The organism is uncultured Winogradskyella sp., from assembly GCF_937958655.1.
In the GTDB taxonomy this organism is placed as follows: Bacteria; Bacteroidota; Bacteroidia; order Flavobacteriales; family Flavobacteriaceae; genus Winogradskyella.
The window spans coordinates 41,632-61,196 of record NZ_CALGNH010000032.1; the positions used below are offsets into that span (position 1 = coordinate 41,632).

16 protein-coding genes are annotated in these 19,565 nt (G+C 34.4%); 7 read left to right on the forward strand and 9 right to left on the reverse strand.

Translation table 11 applies throughout. From position 1 onward, the window contains the following. Positions 1-5: 5 nt before the first annotated feature. The 4 genes from Q0800_RS06840 to Q0800_RS06855 all read right to left on the reverse strand — a co-directional run bounded on the left by Q0800_RS06840 (position 6) and on the right by Q0800_RS06855 (position 2,918). On the reverse strand, positions 6-932 hold the full coding sequence (locus Q0800_RS06840) for a PfkB family carbohydrate kinase (RefSeq protein WP_299128516.1): 927 nt from the start codon (positions 930-932) through the stop codon (positions 6-8). 55 nt (positions 933-987) lie between these two features. Then, entirely contained in the window at positions 988-1,608 is a 621-nt protein-coding gene (locus Q0800_RS06845; RefSeq protein WP_299128517.1) for an START domain-containing protein, read from the reverse strand. A gap of 63 nt (positions 1,609-1,671) precedes the next feature. Then, positions 1,672-2,313, reverse strand: coding sequence for a ribonuclease H family protein (locus Q0800_RS06850; protein ID WP_299128634.1), 642 nt, complete (start codon positions 2,311-2,313; stop codon positions 1,672-1,674). A gap of 35 nt (positions 2,314-2,348) precedes the next feature. Next, the gene (locus Q0800_RS06855; RefSeq protein WP_299128518.1) at positions 2,349-2,918 is read right to left on the reverse strand and encodes a phosphoribosylglycinamide formyltransferase; all 570 of its coding nucleotides are present in this window, start codon (positions 2,916-2,918) and stop codon (positions 2,349-2,351) included. Positions 2,919-3,099: 181 nt separating this feature from the next. Between Q0800_RS06855 and Q0800_RS06860 the strand changes: the two genes are divergently transcribed. The 5 genes from Q0800_RS06860 to pyk all read left to right on the forward strand — a co-directional run bounded on the left by Q0800_RS06860 (position 3,100) and on the right by pyk (position 7,388). Beyond that, entirely contained in the window at positions 3,100-3,333 is a 234-nt protein-coding gene (locus Q0800_RS06860; protein WP_008269813.1) for an acyl carrier protein, read from the forward strand. A 12-nt stretch (positions 3,334-3,345) separates the two neighbouring features. Further along, positions 3,346-4,596, forward strand: a complete 1,251-nt coding sequence (fabF, locus tag Q0800_RS06865) for a beta-ketoacyl-ACP synthase II (protein ID WP_299128519.1) — start codon at positions 3,346-3,348, stop codon at positions 4,594-4,596. 7 nt (positions 4,597-4,603) lie between these two features. Next, positions 4,604-5,347: a ribonuclease III gene (gene rnc / locus Q0800_RS06870; protein ID WP_299128520.1), complete on the forward strand. Its 744-nt coding sequence runs from the start codon at positions 4,604-4,606 to the stop codon at positions 5,345-5,347. Positions 5,348-5,467: 120 nt separating this feature from the next. Further along, positions 5,468-5,944, forward strand: a complete 477-nt coding sequence (locus Q0800_RS06875) for an IPExxxVDY family protein (protein ID WP_299128521.1) — start codon at positions 5,468-5,470, stop codon at positions 5,942-5,944. A gap of 1 nt (position 5,945) precedes the next feature. Beyond that, the gene (gene pyk, locus Q0800_RS06880) at positions 5,946-7,388 is read left to right on the forward strand and encodes a pyruvate kinase (RefSeq protein ID WP_299128522.1); all 1,443 of its coding nucleotides are present in this window, start codon (positions 5,946-5,948) and stop codon (positions 7,386-7,388) included. Here pyk and dinB read toward each other — a convergent pair whose 3' ends face one another. Next, positions 7,389-8,498 (reverse strand): DNA polymerase IV, encoded by a 1,110-nt coding sequence (gene dinB, locus Q0800_RS06885; protein WP_299128523.1) that lies wholly within the window; start codon positions 8,496-8,498, stop codon positions 7,389-7,391. A gap of 40 nt (positions 8,499-8,538) precedes the next feature. Between dinB and Q0800_RS06890 the strand changes: the two genes are divergently transcribed. Continuing rightward, the gene (locus tag Q0800_RS06890) at positions 8,539-9,015 is read left to right on the forward strand and encodes a CYTH domain-containing protein (protein WP_299128524.1); all 477 of its coding nucleotides are present in this window, start codon (positions 8,539-8,541) and stop codon (positions 9,013-9,015) included. A gap of 51 nt (positions 9,016-9,066) precedes the next feature. Here the strand turns inward: Q0800_RS06890 and Q0800_RS06895 are convergent, their stop codons facing one another. From Q0800_RS06895 to Q0800_RS06910, 4 genes are all read right to left on the reverse strand, one after another. Then, a complete protein-coding gene (locus Q0800_RS06895; protein ID WP_299128525.1) occupies positions 9,067-10,983 on the reverse strand; it encodes an OmpA family protein in 1,917 nt (638 codons plus the stop codon). 19 nt (positions 10,984-11,002) lie between these two features. Further along, positions 11,003-11,914: a type IX secretion system membrane protein PorP/SprF gene (locus Q0800_RS06900; protein WP_299128526.1), complete on the reverse strand. Its 912-nt coding sequence runs from the start codon at positions 11,912-11,914 to the stop codon at positions 11,003-11,005. A gap of 28 nt (positions 11,915-11,942) precedes the next feature. Then, positions 11,943-17,027, reverse strand: a complete 5,085-nt coding sequence (locus tag Q0800_RS06905; protein ID WP_299128527.1) for a GEVED domain-containing protein — start codon at positions 17,025-17,027, stop codon at positions 11,943-11,945. Between the two features lie 198 nt (positions 17,028-17,225). Next, the gene (locus Q0800_RS06910) at positions 17,226-18,191 is read right to left on the reverse strand and encodes an endonuclease/exonuclease/phosphatase family protein (RefSeq protein ID WP_299128528.1); all 966 of its coding nucleotides are present in this window, start codon (positions 18,189-18,191) and stop codon (positions 17,226-17,228) included. 70 nt (positions 18,192-18,261) lie between these two features. Between Q0800_RS06910 and hflX the strand changes: the two genes are divergently transcribed. Further along, complete coding sequence (gene hflX, locus Q0800_RS06915; RefSeq protein WP_299128529.1) at positions 18,262-19,473, forward strand: GTPase HflX; 1,212 nt, start codon at positions 18,262-18,264, stop codon at positions 19,471-19,473. Positions 19,474-19,565 lie beyond the last annotated feature (92 nt).

A 19,565-nucleotide genomic window follows, 5' to 3' on the forward strand; every position in this document is an offset into this window, starting at 1 on the left:
GGTTTTTAGGTTAATTCTATATCAAATTGTGTTAGACTCTTAAATTGACCTAAGCGTTTATGTATTTCTGTTACTGTTAGGTTTTGCATACGTTCTGTTCCAAATTTCTCAACACAGAAAGAGGCTAACGTAGAACCATATATAACGGCAGTTTTCATGTTTTCAAAAGAAAAGTTTCCTGTTTTAGCTAAATAACCTGTAAAACCACCAGCAAATGTATCGCCAGCACCAGTGGGATCAAATACTTCTTCTAGAGGTAAAGCAGGTGCATAGAAAACATTATCATTATAAAACAACAATGCACCATGTTCTCCTTTTTTAATTACCACATATTTAGGACCCATTTCCTGAATTTTTTTGGCAGCTACTAGCAAAGCATATTCTCCTGTTAATTGCCTAGCTTCTTCGTCATTTATTGTAATGACATCTATATGCTTTATAGTATGATGTAAATCTTCGAGTGCACAATCCATCCAAAAATTCATGGTATCCAAAACAACTAGTTTTGGTTTGGTGCTCATCTGATTAAGAACACTCATTTGTACAGCAGGATGTAAATTACCCAGCATTACAACTTCAGCATCTTTATAGTTTTCTGGAACAACAGGATTAAAATGTTCTAATACATTAAGCTCTGTTACTAAGGTATCTCTAGAATTCATGTCATTATGATATTTACCACTCCAGAAAAAGGTTTTACCTTCTTTTACAATTTCAATACCAGAAACGTCAATATTTTTATTAGACATTAAGTCTAAATATTCTTGCGGAAAATCACCACCAACAACAGATACAACTGTTGCATCTACATTAAAATTTGAAGCTGCTAAGCCTATAAAAGTACCAGCTCCTCCAAGAATTTTGTCGGTTTTACCAAATGGTGTTTCAATAGCATCAAAAGCTACAGTACCGACAATTACTAGTTTACTCATTAAAGTAAGTTTAAATTAGGGTACAAATATAAGGTGATTAATGGTAATCTCCATTTTATTTTTTTGAAACAAAAGCCTCCGTTTTATCTAGAGTTTTTCGTAGATGAGAAAATGTTTTAAACGGCCCTTTTATTAATAATAAATTAATTATAAATGGTGGTAATGAACCTTCAGGGTTAACGAATAATTGTTGCGTTACTTTAGTTTTTCCATTAATTTCTTCTAATAGCCAATGGCCCTGTAAATCTTTTATTCTAATCGTTTGATCTTTTTTAGGTAGCGCATCTGGCAAACCTTCTAAGACCAGTTTTATTTTATGTTCCGAAAGTCTATGAACAGTAAGAAGGGTAATTAAATCCCTATTCTTTATTGGCCAGGGTAGCGCTTTATAAACGTAAAATGTATGCTGATTATTTGAAACTTTATCGACATAGTAACTTACTCCTGGTTGGTAAGATTTATTATAGCTTGGTGCGGTAAGAAGCTCGTCTAAAATTGCTTCAATTGAATTATTGATGATTGTTTCTGCTTTATATTCATCTAATGCTTTTTTCGGAAGTGCTCTTGTCAATATTTTAATATTATTCTCATATTTTCTAAGTTTCCAGTCATCTTTTTGGGAGAAAATAGGTAAAGAAAATAATATTACAAACAGACAGATAAATCTTTTACACATAACGGCAACTTACTTTAAAGCCATATTAGTTGTAATAAAGTTTGTTCCATTACAAAAATGATATTATTTTCTTCCAAAATCTGCAGGAATTTCTCCCCAAGCTTTGGTTTCCCATTTTACTATGGTTGTTTCATATTTATTGGTGTTTAACCATTTTAAGGCTCTATCTACTAACTCAAACAAATCTTTATTTTTTTCGTTTCGCTTTAGTTTAGAGTTGCATGTTTTTTTTCGAACCCAGCTCATGGCTGTTTTAGAATCTGTATAAAGTATTCTATTGCTATTATGTTGTTTCAAAAATGCTAAACCGTGCACAATAGCCAAAAACTCACCTATATTATTTGTACCCTCTTTAAAAGGCCCTTGTATAAAAAGTTGTTTTTTAGTTTTGGTGTCTACACCTCTATATTCCATTTTACCAGGATTACCGCTAGATGCTGCGTCTACGGCAATAGAATTAAAATTAGGTAACCCTATTTTTTTCAACTGCTCGCTAGTCAGTTGGCTCTTAAAAATTTTAGACTTTCCTATATATGCCTTAGCCCCTTCTTTGTAGGCTTTCTTAGCAGCATTAAACGTTAAGAATGATTTGTACTGAGCGCCTTTAAAATCTTTTATTTGTGCTTTGCAGTCCTCCCAAGATTCAAAAACTCCTGTTTTTAGTCCTTTCCAAACAACGTAATATTTCTTCTTCTTTTTTGACATATGTGTCATCTTAAACTTGTTTCAGGATCTTTAGTTTAGTTGTTAAGAAGGAGTTTCTCAACTACCTTGGGAAAATGCTCCATCTCCAACTCATGAATCTTGGCAGCCACATCTTCAGCAGAATCAGAAGCTAAAACCTTGCACTTTGCCTGAAAAATAATAGCACCCTCGTCATAATTTTCATTAACAAAATGGATTGTAATACCAGTTTTCTCTTCTTTATTGGCGACAACAGCTTTATGAACATGCATACCATACATACCTTTACCTCCATAGTTAGGTAAAAGTGCAGGATGAATATTTATGACCTTATTTACAAATTCTTTTAAAATAAATTCGGGGAATTTCCAGAGGAAACCTGCCAAAACAATTAAATCTGGTTTTGAAGCTCTAAGAACATTAAGAACATCATCAGATTTGGAAAATGCAATTCTATTGAATGATAATGCGCTTATTTTCAAACTCTTGCAGCGATGTAGTACTTTGGCATGAGGATTGTTAGTTAGTACCTGAATAACAGACGCATTATCGCTGTTGTGAAAAAACTTAATTAAATTTTCAGCATTAGATCCACTTCCGGACGCAAAAATTACAATACGTTTCATTTACAGGTATATTGATTTATTATTCAAAACAAAAAAAAGAATAATAATTTACAATTAGACGCAAAACAAAAATACTTCTATCGATTTTTTGCAATTAAAGGCACATTTTATCGGTAAAGGTGATTTTTAAAATAAAGTTTTTTATTTTTGCGGTCTAATTAAAACTTAAAATTAAAAGATTATGTCAGACATTGCATCAAGAGTAAAAGCGATTATCGTAGACAAATTAGGTGTTGATGAAAACGAAGTTGTAACTGAAGCGAGCTTCACTAACGACTTAGGTGCAGATTCATTAGATACTGTAGAATTAATAATGGAATTTGAAAAAGAATTTGATATTCAAATCCCAGACGATCAAGCTGAAAATATTGCAACAGTTGGTCAAGCTATTTCTTATATAGAAGAAGCTAAATAAGAACTTTATTTTATGGAATTAAAGCGAGTTGTAGTTACTGGTTTAGGAGCACTTACACCAATAGGCAATACCAAAGAAGAATATTGGGATGGGCTAGTTAATGGTAAAAGTGGTGCTGCGCCAATCACATATTTTGATGCTGAAAAGTTCAAAACACAGTTTGCTTGTGAAGTAAAAAACTTTGAAGTTACTGACTTTATTGATAGAAAGTTAGCACGTCAAATGGACAAGTTTTCGCAGTATGCTATGGTAGCTTCAGATGAAGCTATAGCGGACTCAAAATTAGACCTAGACGCTCTAAATAAATTGAGAGTTGGAGTAATTTGGGGTGCTGGTATTGGCGGTTTGGAGACATTTCAAGACGAAGTGTTAAACTATGCTGCTGGTGACGGTACACCAAGATTTAATCCACGATTCATTCCAAAAATGATTGCTGATATAGCTCCAGGAAACATATCTATAAAATATGGTTTCATGGGACCAAACTACACAACAGTTTCTGCATGTGCCTCTTCTGCTAATTCAATGATTGATGCTTTAAACACTATACGTTTAGGGCATTGTGATGTTGTTATTACTGGTGGAAGTGAAGCCGCAGTTACCATTGCTGGTATGGGAGGTTTTAATGCAATGCATGCTATGAGTACAAGAAATGATAGTCCTCAAACAGCATCTAGACCTTTTGATGCAAACCGCGATGGTTTTGTATTAGGTGAAGGTGCAGGTTCTATTGTTTTAGAAGAGTATGAGCACGCAAAAGCTAGAGGCGCTAAAATTTACGCAGAAGTTGTAGGTGGAGGTCTATCATCTGACGCATATCACATGACAGCACCACACCCTGATGGTATTGGCGTTGTTGCGGTAATGAAAAATTGTTTAGAAAATGCTGGTTTAAATCCAGAAGATGTAGATTATATTAATACACACGGCACATCTACACCATTAGGAGATGTTGCAGAATTAAAAGCTATATCTGAAGTATTTGGCAGCCATGCTAAAAATTTAAATATTAATTCTACAAAATCTATGACAGGTCACTTGTTGGGTGCTGCCGGAGCTATTGAGGCTATTGCTTCAATTATGGCAATGCAACATGGTATTATACCACCAACAATAAACCACGAAACGGTTGATGAAAACATTGATCCAGAATTAAATTTAACACTCAATAAAGCTCAGAAACGAGATATTAAAGTCGCAATGAGTAATACATTTGGATTTGGCGGACACAACGCTTGTGTATTATTTAAAAAATTAGATTAAATCCCGAATGAATTTCATTCGTAACATATTAAAAAATTCCCGTTCTCAAGAAGACGGGAATTTTTTTTTAATACTAAAAGATATTCTTGGTTACAAGCCTAAACACGAGACACTTTATATTAAAGCATTTACCCATAGATCTATGAATATAAAGGACAAAAAGGGTAATCCTATTAATTATGAACGTTTAGAGTTTGTTGGTGATGCTATGATAAGTTCGGTTATTGCAGCCTACCTCTATGAGCAAGTTCCGCATGGTGATGAAGGTTATTTAACAAAAATGCGTTCTAAAGTAGTGAGTAGAGAGCATCTTAATGACCTTGGTAAAGATTTGAAACTCATAGATTTAGTAAAAAGTAGAATTCCTAAATCTAATTTCGGTAATAATATTCATGGCAATTTATTTGAAGCTTTAGTTGGAGCTATTTATTTAGATAAAGGCTATAAAGTTTGTGAAAAGTTTTTATTTGACCGCGTTATTAATCCACATGTAGATATTGAAACATTAGAAGGTAAAGTTATAAGCTATAAAAGCTTACTTATAGAATGGTGCCAAAAAGAAAAAAACACGTTTTCTTATAATGTCTATGAAGATACCGGAAAAGATGAATTAAAACACTTTTCAGTTAAGCTAAGTATTAACGATAAAGTTGTTGCAAAAGCCAGAGCTACCTCAAAGAAAAAAGCAGAAGAAAAAGCCTCTAAGCGTGCCTTTTTTGCCCTCCAAAACCAAATCAATAAACTCATTTAATTAGTTGTATTTTTCTTAGACACTATAACGTTTTCGTTGGTTTTATAGGGTAAGAATACTACTTAGTAGATAATTCTATCCTATTTATACTCTATATTTACGTTTTAAAGTTATAAGTATATGGCTTTACATAAAATTTTGCTCGACGATTTTAATGACGATTCTTATAAACTCATAGCAGTACATTGTGGGTTAAAAGATTATCGTTTAGCATATCTGCTAAATAAACAATTAGAATTAAATCTAGCGCGTAAAGCCAATGACTTAGACTTTGAATATTTGAAAGCGACCTATAGTATTTTTGAATGGAATAATACATCACAATACGTTACTTGGAATTTAATTTCTAACGTATGTAAAAAAGAAGAAGACAGCTTATATAGTGTAGGATTATTTCAAAATAATGAAAAAGGATTAAAGACATTTAATCTTGTACCAGAACATAAAAAGGTCGATTATTTTATTAAGATTTCTGATGAGATTCAGCATGTTAATGAACAATTAATTTTGAATAGGCTACAAACTATTCCACAAATTGTAACGAGCTATTCAATAAATCCGTCAGAACTTAAATCTAAAAATCACTTAATTTTTTGAATTGATGTTAAATAAAAAAACAAAAATAGTAGCCACATTAGGACCTGCAACCAGTAATAAAGAGACTTTAAAAGCGATGTTAGACGAAGGTGCTAACGTCTTTAGAATTAACTTCTCTCATGCGGATTACGACGATGTTATTGAGCGTATTAATATGATAAGAGAACTCAATGAAGAATACGGTTATAATGCTGCCATTCTGGGAGACTTACAAGGACCAAAACTTAGGGTAGGCGTAATGAAAGAGGAAGTTGTAGTAAATGAGGGAGATGAAATTATTTTTGCAACAGGTACACGTTTTGAAGGAACTAAAGAACGGGTTTACATGACGTATGATAATTTTCCTCAAGATGCTAAACCTGGTGAGCGTATTTTGCTAGATGACGGTAAATTGATTTTTGAAGTAGTATCCACTGACGGTAAAAAAGAAGTAACAGCTAGGGTTATACAAGGAGGTCCACTAAAATCTAAAAAAGGAGTAAATCTTCCAAATACTAATATTTCGCAGCCCGCTCTTACAGAAAAGGATATTGACGATGCCATTTTTGCAATAGCTCAAAAGGTAGATTGGATAGCCTTATCCTTTGTACGTCATGCAGAGGACTTAATGCAGTTAGAGGAATTAATTAAAAAACATTGTGACCATAAAATACCTATTATAGCCAAAATAGAAAAACCAGAAGCTGTAGAAAATATTGATAAAATAGTAGCCTACTGTGATGGTTTAATGGTAGCTCGTGGTGATTTGGGAGTTGAAATTCCGGCAGAAGAAGTGCCTTTAATCCAAAAGAAATTGGTGCAAAGAGCCAAGCGTGCAAGAATACCTGTTATCATTGCAACACAGATGATGGAGACTATGATTACAAGTTTAACTCCAACACGCGCAGAAGTTAATGATGTAGCTAATTCTGTTATGGATGGCGCAGATGCGGTAATGCTCTCGGGAGAAACATCGGTTGGTCAGTATCCTGTTCAGGTTATTAGACAAATGGCAAATATTATTCGCAGTGTTGAAGATTCGCCATTAATTGAGGTGCCACAATCACCTCCTCACATTCGCACTAAACGTTATATAACAAAGGCTATTTGTTACCATGCTGCTAATATGGCTAATGAAATTAATGCTAAGGCAATTTCTACATTAACAAATAGTGGTTATACAGCGTTTCAAATTTCGGCTTGGAGACCACAATCTCATATTTTAGTATTTACTTCTAACAAACGAATTTTAACACAGCTAAGTTTGCTTTGGGGAGTAGAAGCGTTTTATTATGATAAGTTTGTAAGTACAGACGAAACTATAGAAGATGTAAATGCTATAGCTTGCAAAAAAGGTTATCTAGAAGTTGGTGATATGCTCATTAGTTTAGCAGCAATGCCTATACAAGCTAAAGGTATGGTAAATACACTACGTGTAACCGAGATAGAAAGTTGTAATTTTTAATTATAAATCAAATTTTAACTGTACACTAACAGACTTTTCTTTTTCTTTTTTTTGTTGTATTTTCTTTAAGTCTGTGTTTAAGTTAGACAGAGAAATACCCAAAAGGCGCACAGAATTATTGAGTTTATCTTGGTATAGAAGACTCTTGGCTGTCTCAAGTATTATGGATGTATCATTAACAAAGTAGGGTAGGGTTTTACTTCTGGTTTGTAATGTAAAATCGCTATACTTTATTTTAAGGGTAATTGTTTTACCGGCAACTTTAGTTTTATTTAGCCGTTTAGCCACTTCATCAGCTATAAGCTCTAATTTTTGAAGCATAAAGATTTCAGAAGATAGGTTTTCACTAAAAGTACGCTCTGCAGCCAATGACTTTCTAATACGATTTGGTTTTACTTCACTCAGATGAATTCCTCTAACAATATTGTAGTAGGAACGACCAGATTTACCAAAGTGCGTTTCTAAATAATCTGCGGATTTAGATTTTAAATCTTTACCCGTAAAAATTCCTTTTTGATACATCTTTTCAGTTGTAACCTTACCAATACCATAGAATTTTCTAATATCTAATTTTTCTAAAAACACTAGCACATCCTCTGGATTAACTGTTTTTTGACCATTAGGCTTATTGATGTCGCTTGCTACTTTAGCAATAAACTTATTAATAGAGATACCTGCCGAGGCCGTTAAACCAATATCTTTAGAAATACGAGTTCTTATCTTTTGGGCTATTAAAGTAGCGCTAGGCAGCCCTATTTTGTTTTCAGTAACATCTAAATAGGCTTCGTCTAAAGAAAGTGGTTCAACTAAGTCCGTATAATCAAAGAAGATTTTACGAATACGCCCAGAGATTTCCTTATAACGTTCAAAATCTGTTTTTACAAAAATTAATTTAGGACACAGTTTTTCTGCTAATCGACCAGACATAGCACTTTTTACACCAAACTTACGTGCTTCATAACTTGCTGCACTAATAACACCTCGTTTACCTCCACCACCTACTGCAATGGGTTTACCTTTTAGCTGTGGATTATCCATTTGAGCTACAGAAGCATAAAATGCATCCATATCTACATGAATTATCTTTCGTATTGGTAAATCGCTTAGCATCCTGTAAATTTAGAAATTAAATGTCTTTTAAATATATCTTATGGCAGTAGAAATAGAACGGAAATTTTTAGTAACATCTAATGCTTTTAAAGAAATGGCCTTTAACTCTTACATTATAAAGCAAGGCTTTTTAAACAGGGATGCTAACAGAACTGTTAGAGTGCGACTAAAAGAGGATAAAGGTTATATAACCGTTAAAGGGAAGTCTTCTAACGACGGTCTATCTCGTTTTGAATGGGAAAAAGAAATTTCAAAAGATGATGCAGAACATCTTTTAACTTTGTGTGAAGACGGAATAATTGATAAAATAAGATATGAAGTTAAATTCGGGAATCATTTGTTTGAGGTTGATGAATTTTTTGGAGATAATAAAGGACTAATCATTGCTGAGATAGAATTAAAATTTGAAAACGAAAGCTTTAATAAACCAAATTGGCTAAGTGAAGAAGTAACCGGAGACGTAAAATATTATAATTCTCAATTAAGCAAATTTCCATATAAACAATGGATCAAATAAAAAAGCTCTGAATAAATCAGAGCTTTTTAATATTGATTGAAGTGTTAAAATTTATTTTTTAGCTTGAGGACCACCACTTATAATCAAAAATTCTGAACGTCTATTTTGTTGATGATCTTCCTCACTACAAGTAGAACCACAGACTACTTTTAAGTCACTCTCTCCTTTACCTTCGGCAGAGATACGAGACGCATCAATACCTTTAGAAATAACATATTGCTGCGTGCTTGTTGCTCTTCGTTGAGATAATCTTTCATTATAAGAAGCTGGGCCTCTGCTATCTGTATGTGATGTTGCATTAATTACTAAGTCTGGATATTTAGTCATTATTTGAACCAGTTTATCTAATTCAAAAGCAGCCGCGGCCGTAATGTTAGATTTATCAAAATCAAAATAAATAGGACTCAATATAATTTCTTCTTTTGTAATGATCTCTTCAATAGGATCTAAAGAAATTTGAACGGCTAATTCTTCTTCACTTGTTTTTTCTACAGGTACTTTTTTACTTTCAAAGCCATCTTTTACCACCTCGAGTTCTACATCTTGTTCGCACTCTACAATAAACTCCACAACACCTTGGTCATTAGTAGTTTTAGTAACTACATTGTTACCTTCAGCATCTAATAAAGTAACAGACGCTCCTCCTACAGGCTCACGGTTGGTATCATCTAAAACTGTAGTTGTAATTAAAACATCACATAAGGGCTGAAGTTTCTTAAATGCATAAATATCGTCGCTTCCCTGTCCTCCATCTCTATTTGAGGATACGAATCCTTCTTCAGCGTCTTCATCAATGGTAAATGCAAAATCATCTCCGTTACTATTAATAGGAATACCTACGTTTCTTATTGGTGCCATTTTACCATCAATGGCTTTAGTATAAAAAACATCCATTCCACCAAGACCTAAGTGGCCATTAGATGAAAAATAAAGCGTATTGTTACTACTAATAAACGGAAACATCTCTTGTCCTTCTGTATTTACTTTTTGTCCTAAATTTTGCGGTTCTCCAAGAGTACCATTAGCTTTGATTGGCGCCATATAAATATCAAAGTTACCGTAGCCACCTGGCATATTAGATGCAAAATAAAGTGTTTTACCATCTGCACTTACCGAAGGATTTTTTACAGAGTAGTTTTCGCTATTTACAGATAGACTTTCTACCGTATCCCAATCTGAGCCTAACTTTGTAGCCTTAAATAGATATAATTGGCCGTAACGTGTACTCGATATAGAATCCTTAATAAAATCTTTTTCAAAATAACTTTCTCTAGAGAAATACATGGTATTACCATCTGGTGAAAATGACACAAGACCCTCATGATATTTTGTGTTTATTTTATCGTTCATTAATTCTGCAGCTTGGTATGAGCCATCAGAATTTTTTGATAATCTGTAAATATCAAGAAACGGTTGTTTATTCCAACCATAGGTTTTACGATTGTCGTTACGTCCCGATGTAATATAAAGTTTACCATCGTGGGTAACACCACCAAAGTCTGACTGCTCAGTATTAAAACCAGCGTCTTGTACATTAAATTTTTTACCTTGTTCTAAAATTTTAGGAAGGTAATTTGGGTTTTTTCTAAATGCAGATGCTCTATCATCTGAAGGGCGCATAGAGGCAAATTTTTCCATTTGCTGATTTGATGCTTCGTAATTACCATTAGCTTTAAGCATCTCAGAGTACTTATAGATCATTTCTGGATCTTGTGAGGATTCTAAGGCTTTAGCATACCAACGTTCGGCCTCAACGGTACTGTAAATATTATAGTAACTCTCTGCTAATTGTGCATAAACATAAGGAGAACCTTTGCCTTTTTCAACAAGCTTTTTATAGTTTTCAGCGGCATCTACAAATTGAAATCTAGCAAATTTTTTATCTGCCTTTTTTGTCGCTTTATTTTGAGCAGTTAAGCATAAACTACTCATCAACGTAATAAATAATAATGTTTTAAAGTTTTTCATAATGGTTTAGCTTAACGGATTAAAAGTATCTAGGCGAACGCGATACACGCTTTGGAAAATTGAGATCAAATAATAACATAACTTCGTGTGAAGCTGGTGCAAAAGCTTTTATCTCTGATGATATAGCATCATAAGCATAACCAACTCTAACCGCAGGTGATATTGCAAAATTAACAAGGCCTGAGAAGGAATCGTTTAATCTGTAAGAGGCTCCGATTTCAAATTTCTTAAAGAATCTAGCATTTAAATTAACATCAAAAGATGTCGGTGCATCAAAAGCTGATTTTACCATAAATGATGGTTTTAATTCTGTATTTGGTGATAAATCAAATACATAGCCACCTGTTAAAAAATAATGCTGGGTTTCTGAACCAATTTTATTACCATTACTATCTAAATGTACAGAGGATAATAAATTAGGTACTGAAAGTGAGAGGTAATATTTATTGGTATAATAAAAGAATCCTGCTCCAAAATTAGGGGTTGTTTCGTTAATACCAATACCAAAGAAAGGATCACCAGGATCAACTACTGCTACATTACCACTTGTAAGGTTAATATCATGAAAAGTAGCACCCGCTTTAACACCAAAGGCTAAACGATGTTCTCCACCAAGTTTTAGGGTATAAGATAGATCAACATAAGCATTCGTTTCTTTTACAGGCCCTATTTGATCTGCAATTAGAGAAACTCCTAAACCTAGATTGTTACCTATTGGTGAGTGTCCAAAGAACGTACCCGTCTCTGGCCCACCATCTATTTTGGTCCATTGATTTCTGTATAATAATCCAAAAGAGAGGTTGTCTCTAGACCCAGCATAGGCTGGATTAATAATATTCATATTATACATGTACTGTGTGTACTGTGGGTCTTGCTGTCCATACATTTGTAATGCAAGGAGTAAAACCGTTATAATCGAAAGTTTTTTCATTATAATTTAAGTTGATTCAGTTAGTTGATTATCTGTTAATGTAAACCCATGCACTTTTCTGTTTAGTGCCTCCTTCGTAAATTACTGTATAAAAATAGGTACCAACTGGCAATTCTTCGCCATCATTAGTTTGCCCCTCCCATTCATCTGTGTAATCCGTTTTAGAATAGACCAATGTTCCATTTCTATTAAATATTTTTAATTCAGTAACTCCAAAACTGCTTAAGTCAAAACGGTCGTTTTGTCCAGGACTAACACCTGGAGAAATTCCTTCTGGGAAAATACAAGACTCTAATTCTTCTACAAAGGTTGTTATTGTATTTACACAACCCGTAGTATTAAATGAAAGCTCTGCAGAATAATCTCCTTCAACCAAAACAGTATCTAAGGTTAAGTCTGTTTCACCAGCTATAACAACTCCATCTAATAACCATGTTACGGTAACGTCTGTTGCCGTAAAGTTATCTGGAATAATACCTATGGTTACAGGTACTGTTGCATTTGGACATACCTGATAATCGAACTGATCATCAAATGTTGCTAATGGAACAACATTTACAACCAAGTTAAATGATGTTGTTTCAAAACAACCCGTAGCGCTATCCTCTACTCTCGCAAATATAGTTTCCCCACTACTCGTATAAGGGCTGCTTAGTGCCCCTACATTAGTATCGGCATCTGCTTGAGATGTATGATAAGTTATTGTAGCATTAGGGTTTGTACTAATTTCATCATCTATTGATGTAAGGTTAAAATCTGTCTGTCCATCTACACTACCGTCTAAATCATCGCAAACAATAAAATCTTGTGGTTGCATAGCGTCTGGTCTCACATTTACAACTAATTCAAGCTGAGATAATTGACGGCATCCTAAGAAACCATCACTTGCTGCATCAGCATCTTCTACCCTTAATATTAAAGTTTCACCAGATGAAGTGTAAGGCGAAGTTACAGCGTTTATAGTCTGATTTGCATCTGAAGTATTGGTGTAATAAGATACTGTAAAGTCAGATCCATAACCTAATGATGCAGAAAATGCATCTAAATCAAAAGTTTCTGAACCATCTGAGCCTGGACCATCACAAACAGTTAAATTTTGCGGATCAACGGTACCAGGATCTTGATAAAGGTTTACGATTACAATCTGAGAAAATGCATCGGAACCACATTGACTATCAAAAGCTTGTACTTGGTAATTGTCTGATTCTGTAACCGTTATAGAAGGCCCTGTTTCTCCCTCTATTACAAAACCATCTCTAAACCATATATAGGAATCAGCAAATGGTGAGTCTGTTTCAATAGTTACGGAATCAAAACCACAAACTGATACTTCATCTACTTCTGTAGGGTCATTAGACGGATCTATAAAAACATCATTACTAACAATTTCGGCTTCTATATCTGCAATCGTTGAACCTGCATCATTATCACCAATATTGGTTTGTCTTACTTGAATAACCCCTGCATCTTGAGCAAAGTTGGTGATTAATAATAAATAAATTTCACCTTGCTGTGCATTTAATAACGTTACATTTTCAACAGGTGCCGCAGAGTAACTACAGTCAACAACAGCTCCAAGATTACATAGATCATCACCTGGTGCATATGGTCCCCAAAGTAAGAAATCCACATCAAGTTCATCACCTATAGGATTGTCGTTTTCATCAAAAGCAGTGTTTTGTACCATTTCTATAAGTATATCTCCTGATGACCCTATCTCTAATGTACTAAACGTAGGATTAGGAGTCGTAAATAAACAGTCTATTTGTCCGTCGCCAGGTGAAATACCTATTGTATTATAAGTATATAAAATATCCGTTGCGTCACTACCACTACAGAAGTTTGCAGCTACGTCGCAGGTAACATTGGAAGGTGCAATGTAAGGTGTAATACATAATTCAAAAAAGGTGTCTTCATCGTCGGTGCCACCAGAATATATTCTAACAAAATAAGTTTCTCCTACAGTAAGCCCACTTGCAACACTAGATAATTCATCAAAACCAGAGGTACAAGATATTTCTGTTAGATTATCGCAAGTACCTTCATATACCGAGTGATCCGTATCAAACACACTACTGCCATTGACATTAGCTAAAGAGATTAGGTGACTTTCACTTTCTGCAACAAACTGAAACCAAACATCATCATCTGGTGAACCACCACAGGTAGGATCTGGTACTCCGGATGCGGACGCACCAAATATAGTTCCAGGTGTGGTACTTTCACATAAAATGCCTTCATTTACTACTGCAATTGTTGCTTCACAAGGAGTATCGTTACTTGGTGGACATATAAATTGTAATTCTGGACTTGTTATTGTGCAAAGACTCTCTGAAGTATTCGCAACTGAGACATTTAACGTTGTTAGAGAAGGATAAGGCCCTAGCTGCACAACTCCAGTTGTTGTAACTATTTGAGTATTTGTATTAAAGGTATTTGAGATTTCAAGAGAAGGCGCATCACCAAAATCTGTGATGTCAACATCGATAAAAAATTGTTGGTTATCACAATCATCTACAATATTAAAACTAACTTCATGAAGTACACATGGTAAAACCCCTACGTTTACAGTGAAGTCCAATGTAACACCAAAAGCTCCATTAAAACATGGGTCAGGTGTAGATTGCCCAAAATCAGCTGTACCCATACGCATCCTGTGCTGCCCTGGTGTAGCTGTAACAGGCATAACAAAAGAAGCGTCTAGAGTTGTAGGATTTGCATTTGTTGACTCTCCTTGGAAAACCAATTCAGAAGCTTCAAACGTTAGGTTATCATTAAAATCTATCCAGATATTCGTATTATAAGTAAACCCAGTTGCAAAAGTAATAGCTACACTGGTATTTACTCCTGGTAAAACATCAATCACTGGCGATGTTTGATCTTCGTAGGTAACATCTCCTAGACTAGGAAAATCTATTGTTTCAATTGTTACGTTAGTTACACCTTGTCCATCATTACTTGTCGGTTCAGAATCACAATAATCAATATTAAATTCAAATGGCCCAGACCAGTCACTTACATCACCTCCGTCACAGATAGATTGTACGTAAAATTCATAGGAGGTTTGTGTAGCTAGTCCTGTAACTTCAAGAGGATTATCTGTTGTACCATTTATTAATGTTCCAGTACCTTGCGTAAATCCTGTAAGGCCATATTCTACATTCCAATTGGTAGCTGTACCAAATTCTGTCCAACCTAGTTCTACAGAAGTTGTAGTTAGGATATTAAAAGTTAAATCTACTGGCTGGGGACAAGTTGGACCAGCTTCAATGCAAATATCAGCAGTACCTGAAGCAGTATCTCTCCAAATTACGGCAACGTATGTATCACCAGGAACAAGACCACCAATAATACCTGAATCATCACCTGCATCAAAAGCATTATTAGTACAATCCGAAACAGCTGTACCACCACAAGAATCGTAAACTTCTAAACCAATGTTATCTGCAGCACCATCAAAATTAATAACTACTGAACCCACAGCAGGTGCTGTAAAACTTATAAAATAACCAAAATTACCAAAGGCATCACAAGTTGGATTTTCATCATTAGCATCTATATCTCCTCCATTAGCGAAATTGAATGTTACTGCGTTTGTCCCATCGCAATCTGTTTCTACAGTCATAGGAAAAGCATTTGCACATGTCTCACCTGGCGTATCTGTAATAAAGTTAGATGGTCCAGAAAGTGTAGAAGATGTAGTAGCACAATTTGTTAATACATAGTAATCATAAGATGTACCTGCCGTTAAACCAGTAAGTAAATAATTTGTTACGGTTAAACCAGGGACTTGTGTTCCTGTACCTGGTGTAAAACCAGCTGGCCCCCATTCTAAATCCCAAGTTACGCCTGTTCCTGCTATATCAGTCCAAGAAAGATCTGCTGTGGTTTCCGTAATATTTTCAGCAATTAAAGAAGATGCAGGTGCACATTCAGGTGCTGCTGTTACATTGACAGTAAAGTCCGCGGTTACCCCAAAAGATCCATTGTAGCATGGATTAGGGGTTCCCTGACCAAAATCTGCTGAACCCATTCTCATATTGTAAACACCCAAAGGTGCGTTAGGCATTACAAAAGAAGCATCAAAGACTGTTGGGTTATCATTTGTAGTTTCTCCTTGAAATACTAATTCCGTTGCGTTATCAAACACTAAATCATTATTAAAATCTATCCAAACATTAACATCGTAAGTGAAACCTGTAGCAAATGTTATTTGGAAATTTGCCGTAACACTAGATGCTAAATCTACTGTTGGTATTCTAAAATCCTCATAAACTTCGTCACCTGCCGAGGTAAATGTTTGATTACCTAGGATAACCTGCGTAATTCCTTGACCATCATTAGAAGATGGCATGGACTCACAATAGCCTGTTAAGAAATTAAAAGGACCTACCCATTCACTTAAGTCACCAGCACTACAATTAGCTTGATAATACACAAAATATTCTGTAAACGCAGTAAGACCACTTAATGATGTTGATGGTGTCGTAGTTACATTTACAGCACCTTCTGCTTCACCATTTCCAGGTGTAAAGTCAGCACCACCGTTATATTCTACGTTCCATGCGGATTCACTATCTCCAGCCATCCAGTTTAAATCAACAGAAGTTGTTGTTAAATTTGCAATTGTCATTCCTGTTGGAACAACACACGTCGGACTTTCAAACAGTGTTACCACTATATTAGACCAATTCGCATCAGAACCTGCAAAACTTTGATTAAAAACTAAGTCTATATAACCATCTACAGTAGGATTATATACGCCAGGTAAATCTCCTTCAAAGATTAAAGTAGCATTGGCGTTTGAGTTTGCACCACCAGTTGTTGGTGGATCCACGGTTACAGAGCCAGCAGATGTTGTAAAGGTTAAATCTGCTTCTGAAGACCAAGGATTTCCTCCGCCAGCAACCCAATCTACAGTTATTGAAAATGCATTATAAGATCCTGTAGAAGACGCAGCAGCACCAGCAGTGTTTGCAGTATCGTTTAAATTAACCGTTGGTGGTGCGCCTGCGAGCACATTTATAGGGCCTGCAACGGGATTAAATACATATTGAGCATGTGCCGTAAACACAAAACTCAGCATGATTAGAATGAGAGTAATCTTTTTCATTATTAATCGGTTTGTTAGAAATTATGTAAAAATTTGTAATAGATTGATTACAAAGTATTTATTGTTTTTAAATACTCAATTTGGGACAAAACAGATAAGAATACCAGTAGGTTGGTCGATTTTTCTTACCTAGACCGAATATATAAAAATAGATTATTAACAGTATGTTAACAGTGTTATAATAGATTAAATGCTGTATTAATCGACAAATGACTTAAGAGATTTAAGCGTTATGTAAACTGGAAAATGATCGCTATATCCACCTTTATATTTTTTGCCTACATAAGTTCTGTAGGGCTGGCCTTTATATTTACCATGGTATTGGGTTAAAAATTTTGAATTAAAAACCTCGGCATTTACAAATTTTAGTGATGTGTTATTAGTGTCAAAAAATCGAGTTGAAAATAATATTTGATCAAAAAGATTCCATTCAAAATCATAACTTAAACTGCCTTTATCTCTAGACCATACTGTTTTAAAAGGGTTATAAAGTCTACTTTTTTCCTCTAAAGATTTTACACTATTATTGTTAGGATTATCGTTAAAATCTCCCATTACAATGATTTTAGCCGTACTGTCCTTATTGTTTATTGCATCTATGATTGTATTAATCTTATTAGCCGCAGCCATACGTTTATATTCTGTCTCTTTTTCTCCTTCTCTCCGAGACGACCAATGCGCAACTATAATATAAAGTGTCTCACCACTCAATTTGCCTTTTACCAAAAGAATATCTCTAGTGTAATCTCGTTCGCCATTTTCTTTCTGCAAATACACGGAGAAAGTTTCGCTAAGTTCTACATTAAAAACAGACTTTTTATATAGTAAAGCCACATCAATACCGCGCTCATCAGATGAATCATAATGCACATAACTGTAATTTTCTTCACTAAGATGTTTACTATCTACGAGATCATTTAAGACGCGCTTATTTTCAACTTCTGCAAGCCCAACGATTACAGGAGCAATTTCAATATTTTCATCTCCAATCTTAGAAATTACAGAGCCAAGCTTTCGCAATTTATTTTTGTAACGTTTATAGGTCCATCGCTTTTTAGCGTAAGGAAGAAAGTCATCGTCGTCTGTATTAGGATCATTTTCAATATCGAATAAATTTTCAATATTGTAGAATGCAATAGTATGGGTCTTAGGTATAGAATTCATACGCTAAATATAACTTTTTTAAACGTCTTTAAAATAGGGTATTTACTTAACTTTGTACTTTAATACATTTATGCTAGAAAAAAAAGATATAGAATTAGAAAGTGTTGTACTTATTGGTATTGTAACACAAGAACAAAACGAAGAACAGTCTAAAGAATATTTAGATGAATTAGAATTTTTAACCTTTACCGCTGGTGGTGATGTTATAAAACGCTTTACTCAGAAGTTGAGCATGCCTAATCCTAAGACATTTATAGGATCTGGTAAAATGGAAGAGGTTATGGATTTTGTAAAAGCACATAATGTTGGAACTGTTATTTTTGATGATGAATTATCCCCTGCCCAAGAACGTAACATTAGTAAAATTCTTAATTGTAAAATTTTAGATAGAACTAACCTCATTCTAGATATTTTTGCCCAACGCGCTCAAACTAGTTATGCCAGAACACAAGTAGAATTAGCACAATGTGAATATTTATTACCAAGATTAAAGGGCATGTGGACCCACCTTGAGCGTCAAAAAGGAGGTATTGGTATGCGTGGTCCTGGTGAAACAGAAATTGAAACCGATCGACGTATTGTTAGAGATAAAATAACCCTCTTAAAGGCTAAAATTAAAACCATAGATAAGCAGATGGCTGTGCAGCGTGGTAATAGAGGAAAAATGGTTAGAGTAGCTTTAGTAGGTTATACCAACGTTGGTAAATCTACATTAATGAACATTATTAGTAAAAGTAAAGTGTTCGCTGAAAATAAATTATTTGCAACCTTAGATACCACTGTGCGAAAAGTTGTGATTGGCAACTTACCCTTTTTAGTTAGTGATACCGTTGGGTTTATTAGAAAGTTACCTACACAATTAGTAGAATCCTTTAAGAGTACTTTAGATGAAGTTAGAGAAGCCGATTTGTTATTGCATGTTGTAGATATCTCTCACTCTAATTTTGAAGAACATATTGCTTCGGTAAACCAAATTTTAGATGAAATTGAGAGTAAGGGGAAACCAACTATAATGGTTTTTAATAAAATAGATGCTTATGAAGCCGAACCATTTGACGAAGATGATTTAATTGCCGAACGATCGAAAGCTAATTATACTATTGAGGAGTGGAAAAACACATGGATGGCAAAAGTTGGAGATAATGCCCTGTTTATATCAGCCTTAAATAAAGAAAATTTAGATGAATTTAGAAAACGGGTCTATAAGGAGGTAAGAGAAATTCATGTAACACGGTTTCCTTATAATCATTTTCTGTATCCAGATGTTGAGGATATTGAATGAAAAAATTAAAGATGAATCTCCAACCACGTGGTCTGGGAATTCAATAAAATTTATAATGATAAAATAGTTAACTTAACACGTAAGGAAATTTA

What these genes read in the sequence shown, in the direction of transcription:
- Q0800_RS06860 (WP_008269813.1), top strand. Translation starts at nt 3,100, where the DNA reads ATGTCAGACATTGCATCAAGAGTAAAAGCGATTATCGTAGACAAATTA.
- Q0800_RS06900 (WP_299128526.1), bottom strand. Translation starts at nt 11,914, where the DNA reads ATGAAAAAACTTTCGATTATAACGGTTTTACTCCTTGCATTACAAATG.
- Q0800_RS06895 (WP_299128525.1), bottom strand. Translation starts at nt 10,983, where the DNA reads ATGAAAAACTTTAAAACATTATTATTTATTACGTTGATGAGTAGTTTA.
- fabF (WP_299128519.1), top strand. Translation starts at nt 3,346, where the DNA reads ATGGAATTAAAGCGAGTTGTAGTTACTGGTTTAGGAGCACTTACACCA.
- Q0800_RS06840 (WP_299128516.1), bottom strand. Translation starts at nt 932, where the DNA reads ATGAGTAAACTAGTAATTGTCGGTACTGTAGCTTTTGATGCTATTGAA.
- Q0800_RS06875 (WP_299128521.1), top strand. Translation starts at nt 5,468, where the DNA reads ATGGCTTTACATAAAATTTTGCTCGACGATTTTAATGACGATTCTTAT.
- Q0800_RS06845 (WP_299128517.1), bottom strand. Translation starts at nt 1,608, where the DNA reads ATGTGTAAAAGATTTATCTGTCTGTTTGTAATATTATTTTCTTTACCT.
- rnc (WP_299128520.1), top strand. Translation starts at nt 4,604, where the DNA reads ATGAATTTCATTCGTAACATATTAAAAAATTCCCGTTCTCAAGAAGAC.
- Q0800_RS06850 (WP_299128634.1), bottom strand. Translation starts at nt 2,313, where the DNA reads ATGTCAAAAAAGAAGAAGAAATATTACGTTGTTTGGAAAGGACTAAAA.
- Q0800_RS06890 (WP_299128524.1), top strand. Translation starts at nt 8,539, where the DNA reads ATGGCAGTAGAAATAGAACGGAAATTTTTAGTAACATCTAATGCTTTT.
- Q0800_RS06910 (WP_299128528.1), bottom strand. Translation starts at nt 18,191, where the DNA reads ATGAATTCTATACCTAAGACCCATACTATTGCATTCTACAATATTGAA.
- Q0800_RS06855 (WP_299128518.1), bottom strand. Translation starts at nt 2,918, where the DNA reads ATGAAACGTATTGTAATTTTTGCGTCCGGAAGTGGATCTAATGCTGAA.
- dinB (WP_299128523.1), bottom strand. Translation starts at nt 8,498, where the DNA reads ATGCTAAGCGATTTACCAATACGAAAGATAATTCATGTAGATATGGAT.
- hflX (WP_299128529.1), top strand. Translation starts at nt 18,262, where the DNA reads ATGCTAGAAAAAAAAGATATAGAATTAGAAAGTGTTGTACTTATTGGT.
- Q0800_RS06905 (WP_299128527.1), bottom strand. Translation starts at nt 17,027, where the DNA reads ATGAAAAAGATTACTCTCATTCTAATCATGCTGAGTTTTGTGTTTACG.